21 protein-coding genes and 3 pseudogenes are annotated in these 25,437 nt (G+C 56.8%); 11 read left to right on the forward strand and 13 right to left on the reverse strand.

What is annotated here, in order from left to right; translation table 11 throughout:
* Positions 1–218: 218 nt before the first annotated feature.
* Both O1722_RS12420 and O1722_RS12425 read right to left on the reverse strand, forming a co-directional pair.
* Positions 219–563, reverse strand: a pseudogene (locus tag O1722_RS12420) (BapA/Bap/LapF family prefix-like domain-containing protein); the annotation flags it as partial.
* Between the two features lie 121 nt (positions 564–684).
* Entirely contained in the window at positions 685–2,022 is a 1,338-nt protein-coding gene (locus tag O1722_RS12425) for a TolC family outer membrane protein (RefSeq protein ID WP_023303703.1), read from the reverse strand.
* A 731-nt stretch (positions 2,023–2,753) separates the two neighbouring features.
* Between O1722_RS12425 and O1722_RS12430 the strand changes: the two genes are divergently transcribed.
* Together O1722_RS12430 and O1722_RS12435 are read left to right on the forward strand one after the other, a co-directional pair.
* Positions 2,754–3,497 carry a DeoR/GlpR family DNA-binding transcription regulator gene (locus O1722_RS12430; RefSeq protein WP_015570569.1) on the forward strand — a complete coding sequence of 248 codons (744 nt, stop codon included), beginning with the start codon at positions 2,754–2,756 and terminating at the stop codon, positions 3,495–3,497.
* Positions 3,498–3,510: 13 nt separating this feature from the next.
* The gene (locus O1722_RS12435; protein ID WP_033486785.1) at positions 3,511–4,578 is read left to right on the forward strand and encodes an oxidoreductase; all 1,068 of its coding nucleotides are present in this window, start codon (positions 3,511–3,513) and stop codon (positions 4,576–4,578) included.
* A 41-nt stretch (positions 4,579–4,619) separates the two neighbouring features.
* Here the strand turns inward: O1722_RS12435 and cybB are convergent, their stop codons facing one another.
* The 3 genes from cybB to O1722_RS12450 form a co-directional block, all read right to left on the reverse strand.
* The gene (gene cybB, locus O1722_RS12440; RefSeq protein WP_023300059.1) at positions 4,620–5,150 is read right to left on the reverse strand and encodes a cytochrome b561; all 531 of its coding nucleotides are present in this window, start codon (positions 5,148–5,150) and stop codon (positions 4,620–4,622) included.
* Between the two features lie 87 nt (positions 5,151–5,237).
* Positions 5,238–6,677 (reverse strand): aldehyde dehydrogenase, encoded by a 1,440-nt coding sequence (aldA, locus tag O1722_RS12445; protein WP_032669926.1) that lies wholly within the window; start codon positions 6,675–6,677, stop codon positions 5,238–5,240.
* Positions 6,678–6,875: 198 nt separating this feature from the next.
* The gene (locus tag O1722_RS12450; RefSeq protein ID WP_017384495.1) at positions 6,876–7,670 is read right to left on the reverse strand and encodes a YdcF family protein; all 795 of its coding nucleotides are present in this window, start codon (positions 7,668–7,670) and stop codon (positions 6,876–6,878) included.
* Positions 7,671–7,884: 214 nt separating this feature from the next.
* Between O1722_RS12450 and O1722_RS12455 the strand changes: the two genes are divergently transcribed.
* The 3 genes from O1722_RS12455 to O1722_RS12465 are packed head-to-tail and all read left to right on the forward strand — an operon-like array spanning position 7,885 to position 12,018.
* Entirely contained in the window at positions 7,885–9,537 is a 1,653-nt protein-coding gene (locus tag O1722_RS12455; protein ID WP_017384496.1) for an MFS transporter, read from the forward strand.
* 22 nt (positions 9,538–9,559) lie between these two features.
* Positions 9,560–10,642, forward strand: a complete 1,083-nt coding sequence (locus O1722_RS12460) for an HlyD family secretion protein (protein WP_017693458.1) — start codon at positions 9,560–9,562, stop codon at positions 10,640–10,642.
* Positions 10,639–12,018, forward strand: coding sequence for an efflux transporter outer membrane subunit (locus O1722_RS12465; RefSeq protein WP_033486784.1), 1,380 nt, complete (start codon positions 10,639–10,641; stop codon positions 12,016–12,018). Before O1722_RS12460 ends, O1722_RS12465 begins: the two co-directional genes overlap by 4 nt.
* Before the next feature lie 305 nt (positions 12,019–12,323).
* Here the strand turns inward: O1722_RS12465 and hrpA are convergent, their stop codons facing one another.
* On the reverse strand, positions 12,324–16,226 hold the full coding sequence (gene hrpA, locus O1722_RS12470) for an ATP-dependent RNA helicase HrpA (protein WP_033486783.1): 3,903 nt from the start codon (positions 16,224–16,226) through the stop codon (positions 12,324–12,326).
* 203 nt (positions 16,227–16,429) lie between these two features.
* On the opposite strand from hrpA, the gene azoR reads away from it, so the two are divergent.
* Both azoR and O1722_RS12480 read left to right on the forward strand, forming a co-directional pair.
* Positions 16,430–17,035 (forward strand): FMN-dependent NADH-azoreductase, encoded by a 606-nt coding sequence (gene azoR / locus O1722_RS12475; RefSeq protein WP_015570577.1) that lies wholly within the window; start codon positions 16,430–16,432, stop codon positions 17,033–17,035.
* 90 nt (positions 17,036–17,125) lie between these two features.
* Entirely contained in the window at positions 17,126–17,812 is a 687-nt protein-coding gene (locus tag O1722_RS12480) for an RluA family pseudouridine synthase (protein ID WP_017384499.1), read from the forward strand.
* Between the two features lie 7 nt (positions 17,813–17,819).
* On the opposite strand, the gene O1722_RS12485 is transcribed toward O1722_RS12480, so the two are convergent.
* On the reverse strand, positions 17,820–18,359 hold the full coding sequence (locus tag O1722_RS12485; protein WP_017384500.1) for a DUF2058 domain-containing protein: 540 nt from the start codon (positions 18,357–18,359) through the stop codon (positions 17,820–17,822).
* A gap of 168 nt (positions 18,360–18,527) precedes the next feature.
* Here O1722_RS12485 and O1722_RS12490 point away from each other — a divergent pair, with 168 nt between their 5' ends.
* Complete coding sequence (locus O1722_RS12490; RefSeq protein ID WP_033486787.1) at positions 18,528–19,502, forward strand: DUF1852 domain-containing protein; 975 nt, start codon at positions 18,528–18,530, stop codon at positions 19,500–19,502.
* A 25-nt stretch (positions 19,503–19,527) separates the two neighbouring features.
* Positions 19,528–20,556 carry a methionine synthase gene (locus O1722_RS12495; RefSeq protein WP_033486782.1) on the forward strand — a complete coding sequence of 343 codons (1,029 nt, stop codon included), beginning with the start codon at positions 19,528–19,530 and terminating at the stop codon, positions 20,554–20,556.
* A 3-nt stretch (positions 20,557–20,559) separates the two neighbouring features.
* Here O1722_RS12495 and O1722_RS12500 read toward each other — a convergent pair whose 3' ends face one another.
* Positions 20,560–21,492: a LysR family transcriptional regulator gene (locus O1722_RS12500; RefSeq protein ID WP_033486781.1), complete on the reverse strand. Its 933-nt coding sequence runs from the start codon at positions 21,490–21,492 to the stop codon at positions 20,560–20,562.
* Positions 21,493–21,590: 98 nt separating this feature from the next.
* Between O1722_RS12500 and O1722_RS12505 the strand changes: the two genes are divergently transcribed.
* Together O1722_RS12505 and O1722_RS12510 are read left to right on the forward strand one after the other, a co-directional pair.
* Positions 21,591–22,025, forward strand: a complete 435-nt coding sequence (locus O1722_RS12505; RefSeq protein ID WP_003857304.1) for a DMT family transporter — start codon at positions 21,591–21,593, stop codon at positions 22,023–22,025.
* Between the two features lie 4 nt (positions 22,026–22,029).
* On the forward strand, positions 22,030–22,488 hold the full coding sequence (locus tag O1722_RS12510) for a DMT family transporter (RefSeq protein WP_003857305.1): 459 nt from the start codon (positions 22,030–22,032) through the stop codon (positions 22,486–22,488).
* On the opposite strand, the gene O1722_RS12515 is transcribed toward O1722_RS12510, so the two are convergent.
* The 5 genes and pseudogenes from O1722_RS12515 to O1722_RS12535 all read right to left on the reverse strand — a co-directional run bounded on the left by O1722_RS12515 (position 22,470) and on the right by O1722_RS12535 (position 25,436).
* Positions 22,470–23,018, reverse strand: coding sequence for a DUF3833 domain-containing protein (locus O1722_RS12515; protein WP_033486780.1), 549 nt, complete (start codon positions 23,016–23,018; stop codon positions 22,470–22,472). The genes O1722_RS12510 and O1722_RS12515 overlap by 19 nt on opposite strands.
* 23 nt (positions 23,019–23,041) lie before the next feature.
* Positions 23,042–23,254, reverse strand: a pseudogene (locus O1722_RS12520) (hypothetical protein); the annotation flags it as partial.
* Positions 23,244–23,456, reverse strand: a pseudogene (locus O1722_RS12525) (DUF2878 family protein); the annotation flags it as partial. The pseudogenes O1722_RS12525 and O1722_RS12520, both read right to left, overlap by 11 nt.
* Before the next feature lie 40 nt (positions 23,457–23,496).
* Complete coding sequence (locus O1722_RS12530) at positions 23,497–24,717, reverse strand: SAM-dependent methyltransferase (protein WP_033486779.1); 1,221 nt, start codon at positions 24,715–24,717, stop codon at positions 23,497–23,499.
* Positions 24,714–25,436, reverse strand: coding sequence for a DUF1365 domain-containing protein (locus O1722_RS12535; protein ID WP_023296566.1), 723 nt, complete (start codon positions 25,434–25,436; stop codon positions 24,714–24,716). Before O1722_RS12535 ends, O1722_RS12530 begins: the two co-directional genes overlap by 4 nt.
* Between the last annotated feature and the right edge of the window lies 1 nt (position 25,437).

Consider the following 25,437-nt stretch of genomic DNA (forward strand, 5'->3'; position numbering starts at 1 on the left):
TGCTTGTCACCCGCGTTGTCCGTGAGCAAAAATGTCGGCGTGGCGCTTTCGACTTCTTTTGTATTATCAATAACCCTGGTTTTGGTTTCGCCATCGCCGCCGTGAGCCAGCAGTGCGCCGATCGCACCGCCCCCTAACGCCGCACCGGCAATCCAGCCCCACGGCGCATCGCTTAAGACGCTTCCCTGCTCCAGGAAAGGTTCAATGCTGCTAATGGGTGCAGCCTGGGCGGTTAATTCGGTGGCGGCAACGCCTGATGCTTCCCCGGCATCGGCAAATGAAATATGCGTCAGCTCCTGGTTATCGTTAAATACCAGCTCGGAATGATTATGGGTTTCCGTGTCTTCGACAAAATAATTATTGCAGCGGATCACGCTGCCATCTTTCATATAAATGAGGAGGTCATTCCCCTGGCGGACATAACGCACCACGTCCTGAGCAGAACCCTGAATTTCAATCACGCTCGGCGATGAAATAGAGACCGAGAGATTCCCTTCACCGGTTAATTTCGTCTTCTCTGCCGTTTTGCGAATGATGACATCAACAACTTTTGCGGTACTCATATTCTTCTCCTTGCAGGTGCGCGTATTCCTGTGGATATGTCCACCAGAGGGATGTAGCTATCCTTGGGAAAAATCACCCATTATTGTCTGACTTATTTCGCGCAGAAAGGCGCGCCTTTTTTTAACTTAAATCAGGTAATTTCGCGGCAGCGTTTTTCTCTATTCCGATAAGCGGCAAGAGATTATCCACCGCAGAGGCGTAATTAATCGCCGCACTCCAGCCATCGTATTCAGCCATTATTTTCGCTGAGGTGGCAGACCAGACATCCTGCTCCACGCTGAGCAGATCGTTAATGCTGCGCTTGCTCAGGGTATATTCATTTTTGTAGACATCGCGGGCGCGCAACGCATTTTCCAGCTGACGCTTCCCGGCTTCCATTCGTCCACGCGCCCCGGTCCAGTCGGCCTGTGCGACGGAGGCTTTTTGCAGGACATCAAAACGGGCCTGATCGACCTGGGACGATGCCATTGCCCTTGCGCCCTCGGCCTGACGGACGCGCGCCGAGACCGCGCCGCCCTGATAAAGCGGTGCGTCAATATTGAGCTGGATCTGATCATCCCAGTACGCGCGATTATCAGACTCATAGCGGGTGCGGCCCCCTTTCAGGCTTAAGGTCGGCCAGTGCTGAGACCTGGCGGTTTCTACGCCGTACTGGGCTGAACGCTCCATGTTCTGCGCGGCCATCACCGTTGGGATCAGTGAATAATCAATCCGATTGAGAGAATCCGGCTCCACGGCCAGACCTCCCGGAACCGGTGAATAGCGTTCAGCCTGTATGCCAGTTAATACCGCCAGCCGCGCGCGGGCGCTGTTCAGAGACGCATTATACTGCTCTACCGTCGCCTGCATCCCGGCGATACGGGTGCGGGTCTGAAGCTCATCAGAGGTGGAGCTTACGCCAGCATCGGCGCGGAGTTTTGCCAGCTGCTCAACGTTTTTAAGCGCCTGCACGTTCTCTTTTGCCGCCTGCAACAGATCGCTGTAGCGTTTTACTTCCACATAGCTGAGGGCCGTTTTTTCCGCGACGGCAGACATCGTGCTCATCAGCTGGTAGCGATAGCTGTCACGCTGAGCTGAAGACTGGCTGATGCTGTTATTGGTCTTGCCAAAATCGTACACCAGCTGCGTCAGGCTCAGGCCCCAGGCTGCGGAATTTCGCAACGAGCCGCTTGAATCGGTGGTCTGGCTGTGACCCGTACTCCCGTTCAGGGCTATTTGTGGCATCCAGCCACTGCGCGCTTCGTCTATTTGTGCCTGGCCGATCCCCAGTTGCGCAGCCTGCTGGCTCACCGAGGGGTCGCGATCGAGAGCGAAAAGAATACTTTCTTTCATCGTCATTGCCGCAACGGGAGATATCCCCGCCTGGCCGTTATTTGCATTAGCCGCAGTCACCACCAGCGAAATTAAGGTCAGGGAGACAGATAATCTGAGCAACCTGTTATTGCATTTCATCTTCATAATATCCCCCGACTCCAGGTGATAGCCAAATAAATACCCAGGAAGAGGTACAAATAATTCTCAGAAATCCCTCACCTCTTCTCGATTAATTTGGGTAATAGTTCCCCAAGCCCATTTCAATTGAGATGAGAGCCGTTCAATCTCTTTTTTTCTTTTAAGAATTTACTTAAATATTTATTGATTCGCAGCATAACAAAATGTGATATGAGCAACCACACCCGCAATGTTAATGCGGTGTTACAAATAAGAAAAAAGATGGGGTTTCTGGACAAAACGTTATAAAAGGCCTTTCAGATGAAACAAATAAACCCCCTGTAATATAAAGAAAATTCTAAAATGCCCCGGTGTACATTTTTGCGTTAATTTCACCCCGAATCAGACACAAAGATTTTCAAAGAAATGTCAACTTAAGTAATACACCGAATAAAATTGAATTATTTTACTTTAAAAACAAAAACTCATAGATATATGCACTAATTTATAATTACAAATTAGTTAAACATTCTGGTTAGAGCCAATAATCCGGCAGCTTAAGCCAAATTTTCAAGTAAAACATAGCGATAACAACATACCTAAAAGATACATACATGTTTTTGATGACTGATTAATGCGATATCAATAATCACATCATTAAACTGTTTTTGGATAACATCCCGCACCTGTCGCGATTCCCTTTCCTGCAAAATGCTGTAAACTGCGATTTATTGCGACCTTTTGCAGGATACTGCCCCATGCATAAAACCGCCAGACAGAAATATGTGCTTGATATCATTACTGAGCAAGGCCAGGCCAGCATTACCGAGCTGGCAGAGCGATTGCAGGTTTCGGCGGACACCATCCGTCGCGATCTGACCGACCTGGAAAAACAGGGACTGGCACAAAAAAACCATGGCGGCGCCATCGCGCTGAATCTCTCGACGATGACCCGAGTAAGCAGGAATAGCTTGCTCCCTGAAATTAAGCAGCGGCTGGGTAAACAGGTTGCGCAATGCGTGCCTGCGGGCTCGACGCTTTTTCTGGACGCCGGAAGCACACTGCTGGCCGTTGCCTCTTTCCTTCAGGGGCCGCTGACCATCATCACCCCTTCTCTTGATATCGCCCAGCAGGTTAGCGATCGGGAAGATATTGACCTGATCCTGCTCGGTGGAAAGTGGGATCAGAAACAACGCCTGTTTGCCGGAAGCGCCACCCTTTCCCTGCTCTCTCGCTACCGGGCGGATATTGCCATCCTTGGCGCATGTGCCATCCATGCCGAACTCGGATTGAGCGCCAGTCAGGAGGCGGATGCCGAAGTGAAGCGTGCCATGCTGGCCGCAAGCCAGGCGCACTGGGTAGTCGCCGACCATCTAAAACTCAACCAGTGCGAACCGTATCTGGTGTCAGGGTTATCCGAGATTCATCAACTGTTTTTAGATCGTCCCTGGGCAGAGCTCGGGGACCATAGCGCCTTGCAGGTTACCGTTGGCGCGCATTAACGTGGAGAAGGTCATGAATAAAGTGAAGACAATGAATATTGCGCTGATCGGGTATGGTTTTGTAGGTAAGACGTTCCATGCCCCGCTGATCCAGTCCGTCGAAGGCCTGAAGCTGGCGGTGGTCTCATCCCGGGATGAAGAGAAAGTGAAACGCGACCTGCCGGACGTCCTCGTTGTCGCCACGCCGGAAGAGGCCATTCAGCATCCGGATATCGACCTGGTGGTTATCGCCTCCCCTAACGCGACCCATGCGCCGCTGGCCACCCTGGCGCTCAATGCCGGCAAGCATGTGGTAGTGGATAAGCCGTTTACGCTGGATATGCAGGAAGCGCGAGATCTGATTGCGCTTGCGCAAGAAAAACAGCGCCTGCTCTCGGTCTTCCATAACCGCCGCTGGGATAGCGATTTTCTCGGCATTAAGCAGGTGATTGAGCAAGGCCGTATCGGTAAGGTGAAACATTTTGAGTCGCATATCGATCGTTTCCGTCCGGAGGTTCGCGTGCGCTGGAGAGAGCAAAACGTGCCCGGCAGCGGCCTGTGGTTCGACTTAGGCCCGCATATGATTGACCAGACGCTACAGCTTTTTGGTCTGCCGCAGTCGGTACAGGGCAACATCGCCACCCTGCGTGACGGCGCGGAGATTAACGACTGGGCGCACGTGGTGCTGAATTATCCGGAACACAAAGTGGTCCTCCATTGCAGCATGCTGGTGGCGGGTGGCGTTGCCCGCTTTACCGTCCACGGCGATAAGGCCAGCGTGGTGAAAGCGCACATCGATCAGCAGGAAGCCCAGCTGCTGGCAGGCGTCGTTCCGGGTAGCGAAAGCTGGGGTGAAGACAGCGACGCTATGGTGCTGTTTAATGCCCAGGGTGAAGCCAGCACTATCCCTGCGCCAAAAGGCGACCAGCGGCAGTACTATATAAACGTGCGCGATGCCCTGAACGGCAAGATTGACAACCCGGTCCATCCGGTGGAAGCCCTGGCGGTGATGGCGGTGCTGGAAGCGGCGGTAAAATCTTCGGAAACGGGTTCAACTCAGGAACTGGACTTAACGGCGCAGGAGCGCGCGCAACTGCAATAAGCCGCAAAAAAATGCCCTGCGGGTTCGCAGGGCATTATCGGTTACTGACGCTTTTTCGGCATCATGCGCAGCAGCGTGTTGTCCTTCCAGAAGTAGTGATGCATCAGCGCGGCAAAGGCGTGCAAACCAATCACGAAGTACCCCAGATTCGCCAGCGTTACGTGCCACGCCTTTAGGGTATCCACCAGGTCAAAATTCCCCTCCGCCGCATGCGGCATCGTCAGGCCAAACGCAAACCAGTCATTTCCCCGGTTATACATCATCACCATACCGATCAGCGGCAGCGCAATGAACAGCAGGTAGATTACCAGATGCCCGAGATGGGACAGCCCGGTGATCATCGCTTTTGGTTTCGGTTGAATAGGCGGAGCCGGGAATTTGAGGCGGATAAGCAGGCGCGCCACCATCAGCACCAGGATGCTGATCCCGCAGGAAACGTGGATCATATTAATAAGCGGACGATCGGTTCTTGGGAACCACCCTCTGAACTCCATGGCGCAATAGGCCATAATGACTAACAGAAAAACCAGCCAGTGAATGCTGATTTGCAGACCCGTATATTTTGTGCGCATGTTGTTTCCCGATAAAGAATCATTATCGCGCCAACATAACCACCTTTCCTGAAAATGTGAACCCCCTCGCATGGAGGGGGCTCCTGATTACGACTGCAAATAGACCACCTGCGTCTGCAAATACTCATTCAGACCGTGTTTGCCATCCGCCCCGCCGATACCGGATTTACGCCAGCCTGCATGGAAGCCCTGCATCGCTTCAAAGTTTTCACGGTTAATGTAGGTCTCGCCGAACTTAAGCCCCTTAATGGCTTTCATGGCGACGTTCAGGTCCTGCGTATAAACAGACGAGGTTAAACCGTAGTCGCTGTCGTTGGCCATGTTCAGCGCCTCTTCCAGAGTGTCGAATGCCACCACTGGCAGCACCGGGCCAAAGGTCTCTTCGTGCATGATGGTCATATCCTGACGTACGTCCAGCAGCAGCGTTGGGGGATAAAAATACCCTTTGCCTTCTGCCGCTTTACCGCCAAGGACCACTTTAGCCCCCTCCTGCACCGCGCGCGCCACCTTCTGCTCCACGCGCTCCAGCGCGGCGGCGTTGATCAGCGGCCCCATGGCAATATCCGTTCGCTCAGCCGGATTGCCAAACTGGACGGCTTTCATTGCCTCGCCCAGACGATTCACAAAGCGGTCGTAGATCCCCTTCTGGACATAGACACGTTCCGCACAGTTACACACCTGTCCGGTATTGATGACGCGTGAATCCACAATGGCCTTCACGGCCAGCTCGAGGTCGGCATCGTCCATCACGATGGCCGGGGCTTTACCGCCCAGCTCCAGCCCCACTTTGGTGATGTTTTTCGCCGCCGCAGCCATGATCTTTTCACCTGCCCCGACGCTGCCGGTCATGCTGACCATCGCCACTTTCGGGTTCCCGGCCAGCTCCTGTCCGACGGTTTCACCCCGGCCCAGCACAAGGTTAAAGACGCCTTTCGGCAGGCCAATCTCATCGACGATTTTGGCAAACGCAATGGCGTTGTTTGGGGTAAATTCGCTCGGCTTGATAACGATAGTGTTACCGGTGAGCAGCGCGGGAGCGAGCTTACGGGCAATCAGGAAGAAGGGGAAGTTCCACGGCAGAATGCCGGTGGTGACGCCCAGGGCACGCTTAAACACCAGAATATTTTCGCCCGGACGGTCGCTCTGAATGATTTCCCCTTCATAACGGCGCGCCCACTCGGCCATATAGTCGATATAGTCAGCGGTAAAGTTCACTTCCACTTCCGCCAGCTGCTGGATCTTGCCGCCTTCGGCCACAATCAGCGCGCTGATTTCACTGACGCGCTCGCGGATCCCGGCGGAAATTTTGCGTAGCCAGCTGGCGCGTTCAATAGCAGGCAGCGCCTCCCAGCCAGCCTGCGCGCGATCTGCCGCGTCAATGGCCTTGCGGGCGTCCTCGGCGCTGCCGTCGGGAATACGGGAAATGACCTCTTCCGTGGCCGGATTGATCACGTCAATCCATGCATCACCCTGCCAGGCAACAAACTGTCCATCAATATACATAGGATGTTGTACGGGTACTGTCATAACCTGCTCCTGTAATCACACTGTTTTTAACAAGTAAACTTAATGTTAAAAACTATAATTACCGGGGCAATTGCCTACTCTATGAGTCTGTTTTTGTGAGATATCTCATAAAAGAAACGGGTCAGCCCGTTTCCAAAATCACAAATCGGCAACACAGGATGCCCGTTTGCGTAAAAGATGGCGCAAACGGGCAGAGCATCACAGCAGGGAACGGCTCACCAGCGCGTCGGTGAGAATGACGTCGTTTCGCAAGATCTGCCACGCGGCGTCCACGTCGGCAGGGATATCGACATGGGCAATGAAATCACGTCCCGCCGGACCGTAGCCGTTGATATCGTCCCTGAGTCGCGGAAATTCACCCAGCACCAGCGACAAGTAGCGCTCTACCGGCCATAACCCCTCGACCGGGCCGCTAAACACCAGACCGTCGTCGCTGTTTTGCAGCACGGGCGTCAGGCCGGGATGACTCACCCATGCGGGCGATGCGGCCTCGTCGCGGCAAACGCGGGCAAACGTAGCCATTGTGCGACGCTGCATTGTCGGGTCCTGCACCACCAGCACCCGGGCGGCGTTCAGTCCGGATTGTTTCATCAACGCCCGGCTGAAGCGGGCGTTTTCGCCACAGTTGGTCGACTGATCCTCAACGTGAAGATGCTCGGCCGGAATGTTCCAGAATTCACGGGCGATGTCGGCCAGAATAGCCGCCTCAGCACGCCCGGTGGTGGGTATCCTGTTATAGCGGGGGTGTTTCGCAATCGCGGCGTAGAGGAAGGTCGTCGAGTGACCGATCCCGCCGCTGATGATCAGAGGAACACCCTGTTCAGCCGCGATTTTACAGGCAGCATCAATCGCGGGGATCACCGCATTACCCGCCAGAATCACCAGATCAACGGGCTGGTTGTCCTGATAGTCGTCCTGAGCAAGCCACGCCCCAACGGTATTCACGGCGTCGAGGGTTGTGCCAGGCAGACAGGGGAAAAGTGCCATTGTCATCGTTACCTCCTTACAGCATACAGAGCCATCGATTATCCCCCTTTCTTTGCGTCATGCTATGGCATGAATGCTGAAAAAACGGGCCGGGATGTGCTCAAAAAGCACTCACATTTGATTAACGTGAGAAAATCGTATTCACTTGAATTATGATTTGCGTCAGCCTTAGAATCATTAGCCCGCTCACAATTCAACTTTTTGAAAGGTAAACCCCGTTATGCGCCTGCCCCAACGCGACCCTTATGCTCCTCGCGAGTGGCAGCCACACGAGAAACCCGCCCTGCTGGGTTCCCCTTCCACCCCGGAACATCCAACGTCGAAACGAATCGCCTATGGCGTGGTCGGCCTGCTGGTGTGTCTGACCGGGGCGCTGGGTAACGCGGTCGTCACCGCCAATCTGCAAAACCTGCAAGGCACCTTTGGCGCCTGGTCGACTGAAATCGCCTGGTTGCCTGCCGTCTATGTCATGACCAACGTCTCCATCAACCTGCTGCTGGTAAAGTTTCGCCAGCAGTACGGTTTGCGCGCCTTTACGGAAGGCTTCCTGGTGCTGTATGTGCTGGTCACCTTTTTCCACCTGTTTGTGAACGATCTCAGCTCGGCGCTGATGGTACGTGCGGCACACGGGATGGTCGCCGCCGCGCTCAGCTCGCTCGGCATTTATTACCAGATCCAGGCCTGGCCCGCGAAGCACCGACTGAAGGCGCTGACCATCGGCATAACCGGGTCGTCGCTGGCGATCCCGCTGGCGCGGCTGTTCTCCACCGAGCTGTTACAGCTTGATGAGTGGCGCGGGCTGTACTTCTTCGAGCTGGGTCTGGCCCTGATCTCCCTGGCCTGCGTGATGGCGCTCAAGCTACCGCCGGGCGATCGGCGCAAAGTCTTCGAGAAGAAAGATTTCATCACCTTCTTTTTGCTTGCGCCCGGCATGGCGCTGCTGTGCGCGGTTCTGTCGTTAGGGCGTCTGGACTGGTGGTTTGAAGCGCCGTGGATCGGCTGGGCGCTGGCTCTCTCGCTGGTGCTGATTGTCTCCGCGATCGTGTTTGAACATAACCGCAACAACCCGCTGCTTAATACCCGTTGGCTCTCCAGCGGCAGCATCGTACGCCTGGGGCTGATCATGCTGCTGATCCGCATCGTACTGGCGGAGCAGAACACGGGCGTCATCGGCTGGCTGCAATATGTAGGCTTACAGAATGAACAGATGACCCATCTGGCGTGGGCTATTTTCGCCGGGATCGTCTGCGGTATCGTCACCAGCTGTCTGACGATTAAGCCCACTAAACTGGCCTGGCCGATTATCACCTCGCTGGCGCTGATGATCGTTGCCTCGCTGCTGGACAGCCAGTCCAACAACCTGACCCGGCCGGATCAGCTTATATTCAGCCAGTTCCTGCTGGGCTTCGGCAGCGCGTTCTTCCTTGCGCCTGCGATGCTGGCCGCCATTGGCGGGGTGATCGCCGATCCGCGCAATCTGGTCAGCTTTTCCGTGATGTTTGGCATGAGTCAGAACCTTGGGGGCCTGCTGGGTTCCGCGATCCTCGGCACCTTCCAGACCTGGCGCGAGAAGTACCATTCCAGCCTGCTGGCTGACCAGCTCACCACCCTTAACCCGCTGGTGAACGAACGCATACAGCTTTACACCCAGATGTACAAAAGCCTGGTAGGCGACAGTTCCCTGCTGGGAACCCAGGCCATAACTCAGCTTCAGTCGGTGACGACGCTTGAGGCGAATATTCTGGCTTACAACGATACTTATCTCCTGACGGCGAGCATTGCCACTGCCACGCTGGTCTGGATTTTATGGCGCTTGCTGCGTCTGCGCATCACCGCCCGTATGGCCCTTAAGAACGCCACTGGCAACAAGTAATGACTATTTTTCAGGAGAAGTTATGAGTCAGCAGGATGCCGCCAAAGAGCAGGCCAACACCCGCAAAAATGTGCGCGTCGTTTCCATTTTCACCGCCGCGGCTATCGGCATTGTCGGGGTACTGGTGATCCTTTATGCCTGGCAGCTGCCCCCGTTCACGCGTCATGCCCAGTTTACCGATAACGCCTACGTGCGCGGCCAGACCACGTTCATCAGTCCGCAGGTAAACGGCTACATTACCGAGGTCCATGTTCAGGATTTCGCGCAGGTTAAAAAAGGCGAGCTGCTGTTGCAGATAGATGACCGCATCTATCGCCAGCGCGTCCATCAGGCCGAGGCGCAGCTGGCAATGAAAATTGCAGCCCTGAATAACAACCTGCAACAGCGCAAAAGCGCGGAAGCGGTGATTGCCAAAAACGAGGCGGCGCTGAAAAACGCCCGTGCCCAAAGTCTGAAAACCCAGGCGGATTTGAAACGCGTGAAAGAGCTGACCGCGGACGGTTCCCTCTCCATTCGCGAGCGCGATTCGGCGCTGGCCAGTGCCGCCCAGGGGAGCGCCGATATCGACCAGGCGAAAGCAACGCTTGAGATGTCGCGTCAGGATCTACAAACGGTCATCGTCAATCGCGGTTCGCTGGAAGCGGACGTTGAGAACGCGAAAGCCGCGCTGGAGCTGGCGCAGATCGATCTGCAAAACACCCGCATTGTCGCGCCGCGTGACGGTCAGCTTGGGCAGATTGCAGTGCGTCTGGGGGCGTACGTCACCGCCGGGACGCACCTTACCACGCTGGTCCCGCCGCAGCATTGGGTGATCGCCAATATCAAAGAGACGCAGCTGGCGAATTTACGCGTCGGCCAGCCGGTGAAATTCACCGTCGATGCCTTAAACGATAAAGCCTATCAGGGCCGCGTGGAGAGCATATCCCCGGCCACAGGGGTCGAGTTCAGCGCTATCACCCCGGACAACGCCACGGGCAACTTTGTTAAAATCGCCCAGCGCATCCCGGTACGCATTGAGGTACTCGGTGAGCCGGAGGCGTACCGGCTGCTGCGTCCTGGCATGTCGGTGCAGGTGACCATCGACACGCGGGAGGCGAAACAATGACGCTTCGCCCGATAGCCGGCCTGCTGATAATGACTATCCTGGCGGGATGCCAGTCGGTAGACGTTGAGCCCGCCAAATCGTCCCTGCACATACCGGCCCAGTGGCGCGCGACGTCGGGGCCAGCCAGCCCGACAGAGCAGCTCTGGTGGCGAAATTTTCACGACAGCAATCTGAATCGCTATGTGGATCAGGCGCTGAAGAATAACAGCGACGTGCTGATTGCCCGCGAGCGGATTAACGAGTACCAGGCCCGGGTGTACGCCGCTGACGGCAGCCTGTTCCCGTCGCTTGACGCGGGCGTGACCGGGACGCGCGCGCGCTCGCAGTCCGCCGCCACGGGGCTTCCGGTATACGGTACGTTGTACAAAGGCAGCCTGACCGCCAGCTACGACGTGGATATCTGGGGCGTAAACCGCAGCACCTCCCGTGCCGCTGAAGCGTCGCTGGAGGCACAAAAGGCGGCGGCTGCGGCGGCTGATCTTACCGTCGCATCCTCGGTGGCCTCCGGGTACGTCACCCTGCTGTCGCTGGACGAACAGCTTCGCGTTACCCGGTCCACGCTGAAGTCGCGTGAAGAGGCGTTCAACCTCGCCAAGCGACAGTTTGAGACGGGATACAGCTCTCGCCTTGAGCTGATGCAATCGGATTCTGAGCTGCGCGCCACCCGCGCCCAGGTTCCACTGCTTCAGCACCAGATTGCGCAGCAGGAGAATGCGCTTAGCCTGCTGCTGGGCAGCAACCCGGGTGACGTTGCGCGCGGTGAAAGCTTTGATGCCCTGACGCCGCTGAAACTGCCCTCCCAGCTGCCGTCGACGCTACTGAACCGGCGCCCGGATATCGTCCAGGCTGAACGTCAGCTGATTGCGGCGGACGCGACGCTGGCGGCATCGCGCGCCAGCCTGCTGCCGTCGATCAACCTCACGGCCACGGGATCGGTGCAGGATCGCACGCTGTCGGGATTGCTGGATAACCCGCTACAGCTCTGGAGCGTGGGCGGCAGTATTCTTGCGCCGCTGCTGAACCGTCAGGCGCTCAATGCGCAGGTAGATATCTCCCAGTCCCAGCGGAATCAGGCGCTGTACAGCTACGAAAAAACCGTGCGTAACGCGTTTGCTGAGGTGAATGACAGCCTTGATGCCATCACCCGCTATCAGGAACAGCTTACCGAGCTGCTGGCACAGCAGACGGTCGCGCAGGAGACGCTGCGGATTGCGCAAAACCGCTACCGCAACGGATACTCTTCTTATCTGGATGAGCTCGATGCGCAGCGCACGCTGTTCTCGGTGCAGACTAGCGTGGTACAGGTGAAAAACAACCTGCTGCTGGCGCAAATTGATTTGTATAAAGCGCTGGGCGGCGGTTGGGTCAGTGCCTGAAGACATGCCGGGTGGCGGCTACGCCTTACCCGGCCTACGTGCTCTACATGCTCTCCCGTAGGCCCGGTAAGCGCAGCGCCACCGGGCAAGGGTTATACCCGGAGAAACGATAAAAAGCCGGGTGGCGGCTACGCCTTACCCGGCCTACATGTTCTACATATTCTCCCGTAGGCCCGGTAAGCGCAGCGCCACCGGGCAAGGGTTATACCCGGAGAAATGATAAAAAGCCGGGTGGCGGCTACGCCTTACCCGGCCTACATGTTTTACCGTAGGCCCGGTAAGCGCAGCGCCACCGGGCAACGGTTTTAGCCGGAAATCTGCTCCATCGCCTGCAAGATACGCTTATCCGAAATGGGATACGGCGTTCCCAGCTGCTGAGCGAAGAAGCTGACGCGCAGCTCCTCGATCATCCAGCGGATCTCCCGCACGTCGTCGTCATCGCGACGCGCCGGCGGCAGTTTGTTGAGCCACTGCTGCCACGCCTGCTGCACGTTTTCGACTTTCAGCATCTGCGCACGATCGCGATGCGGATCGACCGCCATTTTCTCCAGACGCTTCTCTATCGCCTGCAAATAACGCAGCGTATCGCTCAGACGCTTAAAGCCATTGCCGGTGACAAAGCCGCGATACACCAGCCCCGCCATCTGCGCCTTGACGTCCGACAGCCCCAGGGCCATGGTCATATCCACCCGCCCCTTCAGGCGCTTGTTGATATTGAACACGGCGGTAAGGATCTGCTCGACCTGTTTGGCAATCTCGACCACGGTGTCGTTCAGCTCCGCGCGCACCTTTTCATGAAGCTGAGCAAAGCCCTCTTCCGTCCAGACCGGACCGCCGGCCTCGTGGATCAGCTTATCCACACCGCAGGAGATGCAGTCGTCGATCAGGTCCAGCACCTTACCGTACGGGTTAAAGTAGAGTCCCAGCTTGGCTTTGTTCGGCAGCTTCTCGTGCAGATACTTAATCGGCGACGGGATGTTAAGCAGAAGCAGTCGACGCAGCCCGCGCCACATCATCTGCTGTTGCTCCTGCGGATTGTCAAAGAGCTTAATCGCCACGCTGTCGCGCTCATCCACCAGCGCGGGCCAGGCTTTCACCTTGTAGTTCCCGCGCTTCTGCTCGTAGCTTTCCGGGAGCTGACCAAAGCTCCAGATGTGCAGCCCGCTCTGCTCAATGCCGTCATCGGCCACCGCAGAGAGCGTCTCCTGGACTTTACCTTTCAGCGCCTCTTTCAGCTCCGTCAGAGAACGGCCTTCGAGCAGCTTTTTGTTTTTATCGTCCACCACGCGGAATGTGATTTTCAGGTGATCGGGCACCTGATCCCAGTTCCAGTCGTCGCGGTCGATGGTGGTTCCGGTCATGCGGCGAAACTCACGCTCCAGGGCGTCCAGCAGCGGCAGCTCCAGCGGCGTGACGCGGCCTAAAAACGCTTCGGCGTAGTTCGGCGCCGGCACAAAGTTACGCCGCACCGGTTTAGGCAGGGATTTGATTAACGCAATGACCAGCTCGCGGCGCAGGCCGGGGATCTGCCACTCAAACCCGCTCTCTTCCACCTGGTTTAACAGCGGCAGCGGAATGTGCACCGTCACACCATCGGCATCCGCGCCCGGCTCAAACTGATAGGTCAGACGCAGCTTGAGGTTGCCCTGATGCCAGAAGTTCGGGTAATCGAGTTTGCTGACCGACTCCGCGCCCTCTTTGATCAGCATGCTCTTTTCGAAGTTGAGCAGGTCCGGGGCCTCTTTGCTGGCTTTCTTCCACCAGCTGTCGAAATGGCGCGCCGAGATCACATCGTGACTGATGCGCTGATCGTAAAACTCAAACAGCGTCTCGTCGTCCACCAGAATGTCGCGACGGCGGGACTTGTGCTCAAGCTCTTCCACCTCGGCGCGCAGCTTCAGGTTTTCGCGGAAGAAGGCATGACGCGTCTGCCAGTCGCCTTCCACCAGCGCGTGGCGGATAAACAGCTCGCGACTCAACGCCGGATCGATCTGGCTGTAGTTAACCTTACGCGCGGCCACCACCGGCAGGCCGTAGACGGTGACTTTTTCCGTCGCCATCACCGCGCCCTGCCCGCGCTCCCAGTGCGGCTCGCTGTATGAGCGTTTCAGCAGGTGCTGCGCCACTGGTTCAACCCACTCCGGATCGATACGCGCGGCGATACGCCCCCACAGACGGCTGGTTTCCACCAGCTCGGCGACCATGGTCCACTTCGGCGGCTTCTTAAACAAACCGGAGCCCGGGAAGATGGAGAAACGCGCGTTGCGTGCGCCGGTATATTCCTGCTTATCCGCATTCTTCATCCCGATATGAGACAGCAGGCCAGTCAACAGGGCGATATGGATTTCGCGGTACTCCGCCGGTTCACTGTTCACCGGGATACCCAGCTCTTTCACCACCTGGCGCAGCTGGGTGTAGATATCCTGCCACTCGCGTACGCGCAGATAATTGAGGAAATCCACCCGGCACTGACGGCGGAACTGGTTCGAGGAGAGCGCTTTTTGCTGCTCGCCAAGGTAGTTCCACAGGTTCACAAAGGCGAGGAAATCGGACTCTTTATCGTGGAAGCGACGGTGTTTTTCATCCGACGCCTGCTGCTTATCCATCGGACGCTCGCGCGGATCCTGAATGGAGAGCGCCGAGGTGATGATCATCGCCTCGCGCACGCAGCCGTGTTTTTGCGCCTCCAGCACCATGCGCGCCAGACGCGGGTCGACCGGCAACTGGCTAAGCTGGCGGCCCAATGGCGTTAGCTTGTAGGCCGTCGCCTGTTCGTCGGTGGTGATGGCCCCCAGCTCTTCCAGCAACCGCACCCCGTCCTGAATATTGCGCTTATCCGGCGCTTCCACAAACGGGAAGGCGGCGATATCGCCCAGCCCCAGCGCGGTCATTTGCAGGATAACGGATGCCAGGTTGGTCCGCAGAATCTCCGGATCGGTAAACTCCGGGCGCGACAGGAAATCGTCTTCCGAATAGAGACGAATACAGATCCCTTCCGACACGCGGCCGCAGCGGCCCTTACGCTGATTAGCCGACGCCTGCGAAACCGGCTCAATCGGCAGGCGCTGAACTTTGGTGCGGTAGCTGTAGCGGCTGATGCGCGCCGTACCCGGGTCGATCACGTATTTAATGCCCGGTACGGTCAGCGAAGTTTCGGCCACGTTGGTCGCCAGCACGATGCGGCGCCCGCTGTGCGGCTGGAACACGCGGTTCTGCTCGCTGTTCGACAGGCGCGCGTACAGCGGCAGGATCTCGGTATGGCGCAGATCGCGCTTGCTGAGCGCATCGGCGGTATCGCGGATCTCGCGCTCGCCGCTCATGAAGATCAGAATGTCGCCAGAACTCTCGTTGCCCAGCTCGTCGACGGCATCAAAGATGGCCTGAAGCTGGTCGCGCTCGGTATCGTCCGCCTCTTCCACAATCGGGCGATAGCGCACTTCCACCGGATACGTGCGTCCTGACACCTCGATAATCGGCGCATTGTTGAAATGTTTTGAGAAGCGCTCCGGGTCGATGGTCGCGGAGGTGATGATGATTTTCAGATCCGGACGCCGGGGCAGCAGCTCTTTCAGGTAGCCGAGCAGGAAGTCGATGTTCAGGCTGCGCTCGTGCGCTTCATCGATGATGATGGTGTCGTACTGCGTCAGCAGACGATCCTGCTGGATTTCCGCCAACAGGATACCGTCGGTCATCAGCTTAACCATGGTGTTATCGCTGACGTGGTCGCTGAATCGCACCTTGTAGCCGATGCAGCCACCCGGCTCCGTTTGCAGCTCTTCCGCAATACGGTTCGCCACGGTGCGCGCCGCCAGACGACGCGGCTGGGTGTGACCGATCAACCCTTTCACCCCGCGGCCCAGCTCCATGCAGATTTTCGGCAGCTGAGTGGTTTTACCTGAACCGGTTTCCCCCGCGACGATCACCACCTGGTGGTCGCGTACGGCCTCAAGAATGTCCTGTTTCTTCTGGCTGACGGGCAGATTTACCGGATAGGTAATCTCCGGACGTGCGGCTTCACGCAGCACAACTTTCCCTGCCGCCTGTTCAATCTCGTTGGCCATCTCCTGGTAAATGGCCTGTTGTGCATCAGGATTTTTAACCTTCTTAACGCCGTGCAGACGGCGCGCAAACCGCTGTTTATCGCGCAGCATCAGCGAATCAAGCTTTTGCATCAGCATCGGGAAGGTCAATTTTTGGTGTTCTGTCATAGCGTTAACGGGCAGTGCACTGCCGGATAAAATCTCTTTTTAATGATTGGTATAGAGTACCACATCAGCGCTTTTCGCGCCTTATTCAAAAAATTCGAACATAGGCTTCGATATATTGCGCTATCCCTGTGGCAGGATTGTGAATAAAGTGTCAACAAGCAACGGGGCAACCCCCTCAATCAAATACAAAACAGGAATTTCCCATGAGCAAAGTATTAGTGTTGAAATCCAGTATTCTGGCAGGGTATTCACAGTCTGGTCAGCTGTCTGACTATTTCGTTGAACAGTGGCGTGAACAGCACAGCGCGGATGAAATCACCGTGCGTGACCTGGCGGCAAACCCAATTCCTGTGCTGGACGGCGAGCTGGTTGGCGCGCTGCGTCCGAGCGATGCGCCTCTTACCCCGCGTCAGCAGGAAGCCCTGGCGCTCTCCGACGAGCTGATTGCTGAGTTGCAGGCGCACGACGTTATCGTGATCAACGCCCCAATGTACAACTTCAACATTCCTACCCAGCTGAAGAACTACTTCGACCTGGTGGCGCGCGCTGGCGTAACCTTCCGTTACACCGAGAACGGCCCGGAAGGTCTGGTGAAAGGCAAGCGTGCGGTTGTACTGACCAGCCGCGGCGGTATTCACAAAGATACCCCTACCGACCTGGTCGCACCGTACCTGACGCTGTTCCTGGGCTTCATCGGCATTACCGACGTGAACTTCGTGTTCGCTGAAGGTATCGCTTACGGCCCGGAAGTGGCCACCAAAGCGCAGACCGACGCGAAAGCCGCTATCGACAGCCTGGTCGCTGCCTAAGTTTTCCCCCTCTCACCGCCCGGTGGGAGGGTTTTTCTTTTCCCCCGTATTTCGTTATCATCCGCACCCACTCTCCAGCCCGGCGGCCTGATGTCTGTCATTATCGATACGTTTATTGCACCACCCTGTCACGACGACATTGAGATCCTCTGGCAGGACGAGCATCTGCTGCTGATCAATAAACCTTCCGGTCTGCTCAGCCTGTCGGGGAAAAATCCGCAAAACCTCGATTCCGTCCACCACCGTCTTGTTCAAACCTTTCCCGGCTGCACGCTGGTGCATCGTCTTGATTTTGGCACTTCGGGTCTGATGGTCATTGCGCGTAACAAAGCGATCAACGCCGCGCTTTGCCACCAGTTCAGTCAGCGCGCCGTGAACAAGGTTTACACCGCCCTGTTGTGCGGACATGTGGAACAGGACGAAGGGACCGTGGATGCGCCGATTGCCAAAGATCCGGCGCTGTTTCCGCTGATGACGATCTGTGCCCGCACCGGTAAGCCCGCTCGCTCCCGCTATCGGGTGGTGGAACGTATTTACCAGGATACGATAATGCCGCTGACGCGGGTTGAGCTTACCCCGGAGACCGGGCGCACCCACCAGCTGCGCATTCACTGCCAGCAGTTAGGCCACCCTATTCTGGGGTGCGATCTGTATGGTGGTCTGGAATGGCCGGGGGCGGAAGAAACGCCCCGGCTGATGCTGCATGCAAGCGCTCTGAATTTTATTCATCCGCTGAGCGGCGAGACGATAAACGCCCGTCACGCCGCGCCGTTCTGAGCGGGGATTACCACATTAAATCGTCAGGGATTTTGAAGTCTGCGTACGGATCGTCTTCGTCCTGCTCTTCCTGACTCAGGGCGCTGTTTAGCACAATGCTGTCCGCATCGCGCTGGGCAATTTTATCCGCCACTACCGCCGGGATAATCGCGTAATCACAGTCGCCATTCGCGTTAATCACCAGTCGGGCAATCGCCAGACGGCCGTTGATCAGCTGGGTTTGCGTCTGCTTATCGACCTCGATTTTTTTGATAAGGTTGCCGTCGGTAAAGTTAAAGGTAATATTGCCCTTCGCCACGGTGATGCGGTTCATCTCAATCAGCTGCTTCACCTGCGCCCTGAACTCTTTTGCCAGCACCGCCTGTTTTTGCTGTTCGCTCAGCTGCTTATCACGCTCCAGCTGGGCTTTCTTGTTCTCTTCAACAGCCTCTCTCGCCTCGCGAGCCTGGACGCGGGATTTTTTCGCCGTGCGCTGGACCTTCGCCATCTTTTTACTGCTGACTAAGCCCGCTTTCAGCATCTGCTCTTGTAGGGTGAGTTTTGTCATGTTCGTTTAAACCGGTTGGAAATGTCGGGGGATTATACCTGAATCGCGCAGTTCATGAAGAACCCTCATGTTGCAGTGAAATTAAGTCACTTCCCCTGCGCCAGTGGCTCAGGCATAAATTATGCATTGATAACGTTCCGGCAACATGAACTTAGGATGCATAACCAAATGAGTCAGGCTTTCACATTTACCCTTAAGCGCAGTTGCTTTGATGAAAATTATAACCCGTCAGAAAACACGCGTACCACCACCAACTTCGCCAACCTGGCGCGTGGCGAGAAGCGTCAGGAGAACCTGCGCAATACGCTGGTGATGATCAACAACCGCTTTAACGCGCTGGCGAGCTGGGATAACCCGAAAGCTGACCGCTATGCCGTCGAGCTGGAGATTATTTCAGTCGATATGAATATCGGCGGCGATTTTACTTTCCCGGCCATCGAAATTCTGCAAACGACGATCGTGGATAAAAAAAACCACGAGCGCATCGAAGGCATCGTCGGAAATAACTTCTCATCGTATGTTCGTGACTATGATTTCAGCGTCCTGCTGCTGGAGCATAATAAAGACCGGGCCCGTTTCTCTCTCCCCGAGAATTTTGGCGAGCTGCACGGCAATATCTTTAAAAGCTTCGTTCATTCTGCGGAATATCAGGCGAACTTTAAAAAAGCGCCGGTGATCTGCCTGAGCGTCTCCAGCAAAGACACCTATCGTCGTACCGGTAACCACCACCCGGTGCTGGGCTATGAGTACCAGCCGGACGGCGAGTCGCTAACGGAACAGTACTTCGCGAAGATGGGCCTGAAGGTTCGCTATTTCATGCCGGAAAACAGTGTCGCGCCTTTTGCCTTCTTCTTCACCGGCGATTTACTGCGTGATTACACCAATCTGGAACTGATCGGCACCATCAGCACCATGGAGACGTTCCAGAAGATCTATCGACCAGAAATTTACAATGCCAATTCCGCTGCGGGACAGTGCTATCAGCCCGACCTGAATCAGCAGGATCACTCATTAACCAAAATCGTCTATGACCGTGAAGAGCGCAGCCGGCTGGCCATTGAACAGGGTAAATATACCGAAGAGCGGTTTATCAAACCCTATAAAACCCTTCTTGAGCAGTGGTCTCAACACTTCACGCTTTAATTTAATACGGATAAAAGGTTCTTTTATGAAAACATTGCTCCCGACATCAACGGCTGGCAGCCTGCCGAAACCCACCTGGCTTGCGCAGCCGGAAACGCTCTGGTCGCCGTGGAAACTCCAGGACGAGGAATTACTGGCAGGGAAACAGGATGCGCTGCGTTTGTCTCTGGATGAACAGATTCGCGCCGGGATTGATATCGTCAGCGACGGGGAACAAACCCGCCAGCATTTTGTCACCACCTTTATTGAACATCTCAGCGGCGTGGATTTTGAGAACCGTCAGACGGTACGCATCCGTAACCGTTACGATGCGAGCGTGCCGACCGTGGTAGACGCGGTGGCGCGACAGAAGCCGGTGTTTGTTGACGACGCTAAATACCTGCGCCAGCTGACTGACAAGCCGATCAAGTGGGCGCTGCCCGGCCCGATGACCATGATCGACACGCTATACGATGCCCACTATAAAAGCCGCGAAAAGCTGGCCTGGGAGTTCGCTAAAATTCTCAATCAGGAGGCCCGCGAGCTGGAAGCGGCCGGCGTCGACATTATTCAGTTCGACGAACCTGCCTTTAACGTCTTTTTCGACGAGGTGAATGACTGGGGTATCGCCGCGCTGGAGCGCGCCATTGAAGGGCTGAAATGCGAAACCGCGGTACATATCTGTTACGGGTACGGCATCAAAGCCAATACGGACTGGAAAAAGACGCTCGGCTCCGAGTGGCGCCAGTATGAAGAGGCATTTCCAAAGTTACAGGCCTCGAAGATCGATATCATCTCGCTGGAGTGCCACAACTCGCGCGTGCCGATGGATCTGCTGGAGCTTATCCGCGGTAAAAAAGTGATGGTCGGGGCAATTGACGTCGCCACCCAGACCATCGAAACGCCGGAAGAGGTGGCCGATACGCTGCGCAAGGCGTTGCAGTTTGTTGATGCAGACAAGCTCTATCCGTCCACCAACTGCGGTATGGCCCCCCTTTCCCGCCAGGTCGCCAACGGTAAGCTGAAGGCGTTAAGCGCCGGGGCTGACATTATCCGTCGCGAGCTTGCCCGCTAACCTTCAGGTTTGCCAGTACAGTGGCGTACCGAATCGCTCAATATAGTAATCAATCACCGCCCTGACGTTCAGGGGCGGATGACGCGCGTTCGGGTAAATCGCCGCAATCGTCAGTGGCTCCGTATTAATTGAACACTCCATTTCCGGCAGCAGCGCCACCAGCTCACCGCTTTTGAGCCGTTCGCTCACCATCCAGTCCGGGAAAAGCACAACGCCCATGCCGCCCAGCGCCGCAATCAGGAGCGTTTCCGCGTTATTGGAAGTCATCAGCGGTACAATGGGATAGTGAACCCACGCCTCGCCCGGCCGCCGGATCAGCCAGCGGTTAGGCCCGGACGAGCCGCGGTAAACCAGACAGTGGTGACGGCTGAGATCGTCCGGCCCCTCGGGCGCGCCATGTTTTTGCAGATAGTCCGGCGAGGCCGCCAGATGATAGAACTGCTGCCCGAACACCCGGGCGTGAAACGAGGAGTCCGTCAGCGCGCCGATGCGGAAGATAACGTCCGCGGCATCACGGTGCGGATCGATAAAATCGTCGGTGAGGGTCAGTTCAATGGAGAGACGAGGGTAACGCGCCAGAAGCCCCGGCAGGCCCGGCGCGATGTGCCTTTGTCCGAAAAAGACCGGGCCATTGATACGCAGCGTGCCCGACGGCTCGCGGGCGCGTTCATCCAGCTCGCGTCGCGCGTCCTCCATATTCCCGGCCATCGCACGGGCATAGCGCACAAAAAGATGCCCGCTCTCTGTGGGCATAATCGCCCGCGTGTTGCGGTAGAAAAGCTGTTGCCCGAGGGCGTCCTCAAGCTGGTGGATCACGCGTGAGACCTGCGACGCAGAAATCCCTTCCCGCCTCGCCACCACGGAAAAATTCTGCGTTTCATAAACGTCGATGAAGATCAGCAGCGCGCGAATGCTGATATGTCCGGCACCCATCATTAATGCATTTCCTGCAAAGGTGTTTCCTGCATTATGGCATTTTTCTCAATGATGTTCAGACGTAATCTTCTCCGCCTGGAAAAAGGAGAAAAAGCGTTATGCACATTATTTTAATTTTACTGGTGATTGCCGGCGGCATGGGGCTGTCCGTGGAAGCCGGGCTGCTGGGGCCGCTGGGCGCAGAGGTGGGCGACCTGTGGGCGGCGTTCAGCATATTCAGCGTGGGAACGGGGCTGACGTTTCTGCTGATGCTGTTTTTCAGCCCGCGCAACAGTCCCTCATTTTTTGCGCAGCCTTCATGGCACCTGTTGGGCGGCGTGCTCGGCCCGGTTTACGTCATCATTCTCACCATTGCCACGCCTGCGATCGGCATTGCCATGACGATGATCGGCATTCTGGCAGGCCAGGTTTTTAAAAGCCTGATTATTGACCACTATGGCCTGCTGGGTACGCCGCACCGCAGGATCGATACAAAACGCATTATTGCGCTGGGATTTATCATCGCCGCGCTCATTCTCGTGGCGCAGGGGTAACGTTATGACAGTAATTATGATTATTCTGGCGGTGATTGGCGGCGCAACGCTGAGCATTCAGGCTGCTATTAACGGGCAATTAGGCAGCAGCGTGGGGGTATTTAAAAGCGCGTTTCTGACGTTTTCCGTCGGCGCGCTGGTGACCGCCCTGCTGATCTTCTTTTTTGAGCCGAAACAGGCGGTCAGCCTGATGGATGTACCCAAATGGCAGCTTCTGGGGGCCCTCTGCGGCGTGCCCTATATCGTGATTATGGTGCTCGCAGTGCAGCGCATCGGGACCGCCGTTGCCACGGTAGCGGTTATCCTGGGCCAGCTGGCCATGAGCATGCTGATTGATAACTTTGGCTGGCTGAACAATGAAGCCATTCCGTTTTCAGTGAGCCGTTTCGGGGCCGTCGTCTGCCTGAGTATTGCGCTCTTCTTCATCTACTCAAGCAGTAAACCTCAGCCCGAAGAGGATTGACCGCCCTCTTTGCGGGTAAAGAACAGCGTCACCGTGGCGACGGTGACGCCAAATTTCTTCATCTCGGTTTTATTAAACAGACGGGTGCTGTCCTGCAAATACATCCAGTCATCAAAGTGCAGCAGCCAGGTTTTACCGTCCGCCTTCACGTTCATGCTGTAGCGCCAGTTAAGGGCATTGCCCGCCGCCTGGCCTGTCGCGACACCTTCTATGTCACCCGCCGTGCCTTCATAGCGATTCTGCCCAACGCGGCGGATATGCCAGACGCGCTGCTGCTTCTCGCCGTCATCGTAGACAAAATGTTCATTCAGGGTCAGCGTATCGCCGATAACATCCCCGGCGATCTCGACGTGAAAACGACGGATCTGCTTACCGCTGCGATCCTGCACCATCCCCCACGCCTCGGTTTTCCCCTGGAAGTAAGTAAAAATATCAAGCCGTGGCTGCTGCTGACGATACTCTGTCACCTCGGTGCTACATCCGGCCACCAGCATCGTCAGGGCAAGCGCCATTAACAGGAAACGTTTCATTGTGGTCCTCCGATTAACTGCTGACGCAGTTCAGGATACTCGCTCAGCCAGGCTTCACTCTGCGGCTCCTGCTGCAAAATGCCCTGCGCCTGACACTGGTCGCGGGTCGCCTCAACCAGGTCGTCACCATCGATGTCCCGGGCATAGGTGATAATCAGCGCATTATCGCCGTCTAACCCTGTATAGCTGCCGTCGAGCGTCAGAAGCTGAGAGGTATAAACGGTAAACGGCCCCCAGACGCTCGCCGATCAGGTAGGCCACCGGCCCGCCCAGGGTCGCCAGTACCGTCAGCAACCAGCCCGGCAAGGTGGTCGTGCGGGTCAGTTGCGTCCAGACGGTGGCAAACATTAGCCACAGCGCCACCATCCATAGCGGCATCAGGGACGCGCCCGTGAACGCAATCAGCCCCGTCAGCGCCCAGAGCGCGTCCAGTAGAGATCAAACCCGATGGCCAACAGAAATACCTGCCCGTAGCGCTTCATACGCGTTCCGCAGTCAGCTGCACCACGCTGATGGTGCGGGCATTAAACCCGGCTTCACAGTAGCCGAGGTAGTACAGCCACATCCGGCGGAAACGGTCATCAAACCCGAGCTTTTCAATCTCCTGCCAGGCGTGAACGAACCGCTGACGCCAGTGCGCCAGCGTGCGGGCGTAGTCCGGTCCCATATCGAAGAGGTTACGCACCACAAAATCGGTATGGCGGGTCATGAGTTCATTCATGGCGGTGATGCTGGGCAAAAAGCCGCCGGGGAAGATGTAGCGCTGAATAAAATCGACGCTTTTGCTGTAGTCGCGATAGCGTTGATCCTGAATGGTGATGGCTTGAATCGCCATCCGCCCGCCTGGACGCAGACGCGCCTGGCAGGTGCGGAAAAATGTTGGCAGGTAGCGTTGACCGACGGCCTCAATCATCTCAACCGATACCAGCTTGTCGTAGACCCCGGTCAGATCGCGGTAGTCGCAGAGCAGCACCTCAACGCGATCCTGCAACCCTGCCCGGGCGATGCGCGCGGTGGCCCAGTGGTACTGCTCCTGCGACAGCGTGGTGGTGGTCACCCGGCAGCCGTAATGACGGGCGGCATATTCCGCCATCGCCCCCCAGCCGGTGCCAATCTCCAGCAGATGATCGTTTGCCGTGAGCGCCAGCTGGTCGCACAGCCTCGCCATTTTCGCCTGCTGAGCCGCGGTCAGATCCTGCTCGTCCCCGCTAAACAGCGCGCTGGAGTACAGGAGATGTTCATCAAGGAAATGGGCGTAAAAGGCGTTGCCCAGATCGTAATGGGCGGCAATATTTTCCCGCGCCTGCGCGCGGGAGTTGCGCCGCATCCAGTGCCGCAGCCGCTCCACCGGTTTCCCGAGCAGGCGAAACCCTTTTTCCAGCTTTCCGAGGATTTGGCTATTGCGCGCAATCAGCTCCAGCAGCGGCGTCAGGTGGGGCGTCTCCCAGTCGCCATCCATCCACGCTTGTGCCGCGGCGAGGCTGCCCCCGGTTAAAATGCGCCAGTAGACGCCCGGAGCAAGTACTTGCACCTCAGCGTGAAGCGCGGCGGAAGCGTCGCCGAACTGGAACGTCTGCGCGCCTTCAAGCAGCGTCAGCGAGCCACCGTGCAGGCCATTCAGCAGGCGGAAGAGCAACCATCGCGCGACGCGGACGTTGCGCGGGATATCGGGTTCAAGCGCAAAGACGGGATTGGTCATGAGCGTTCACTCCTGCTGAGGGGATGGTTATGCAGCGGTACGCGCTTCAGCCATAGCCTGAGCGCCTGCCAGTAAATGGCGAAAACGGTTTTGAGGGTCATCAACGGGATCCGCGCCAGCAGCGAACGCAGCGCCGTGCGCGTCAGCGGGACCCGGCGCAGCGTCAGGGTGGCATCAAACACCTTCGTCTCCTGATGGTTTTCGATATGCATGCGCAGCGTGCTGTCCGGGCTGTTGAAGCGCCAGTGGTAGATCATATCCATCGGATTAAAGGGCGAGACGTGAAACGCTTTCTCCGTCGGCGGGGCGTCCCGCCCCGCTACCGCGTAGTAATGTCGTTCATTCCACGGCGTGTTACGGACTTCGGCGAGAACCCAGCGCAGGGTGTCTTCCCCGTCATAGCAGTAGTAGAAATTGACCGGGTTGAAATGAAAACCGAAATAGCGCAGCTGAGTCAGAAGCATGACCCGCCCCGCCGGACGTTCGCCGGTCAGATTTTCCAGACGCTCAAGGACACGCGCTTTGAGCGGCGTGCCCAGCGGGTAATCCGCATCATAAAATGCCGCGGGCGCAACGCGGTTACGACGCACGCCGACAGAGGGCAGCGCGTCCAGCTCATCCAGATCGAGCCAGGCCATAAACACGCTGTAGGTAAAGTGGTGCGCTTTCGGCGCAAGCCGACGATGGCGCAATGTGCCGTGGTAAAGGCAGCTGTTCATC

Source organism: Enterobacter cloacae complex sp. HYC003_NIDB (assembly GCF_056673375.1).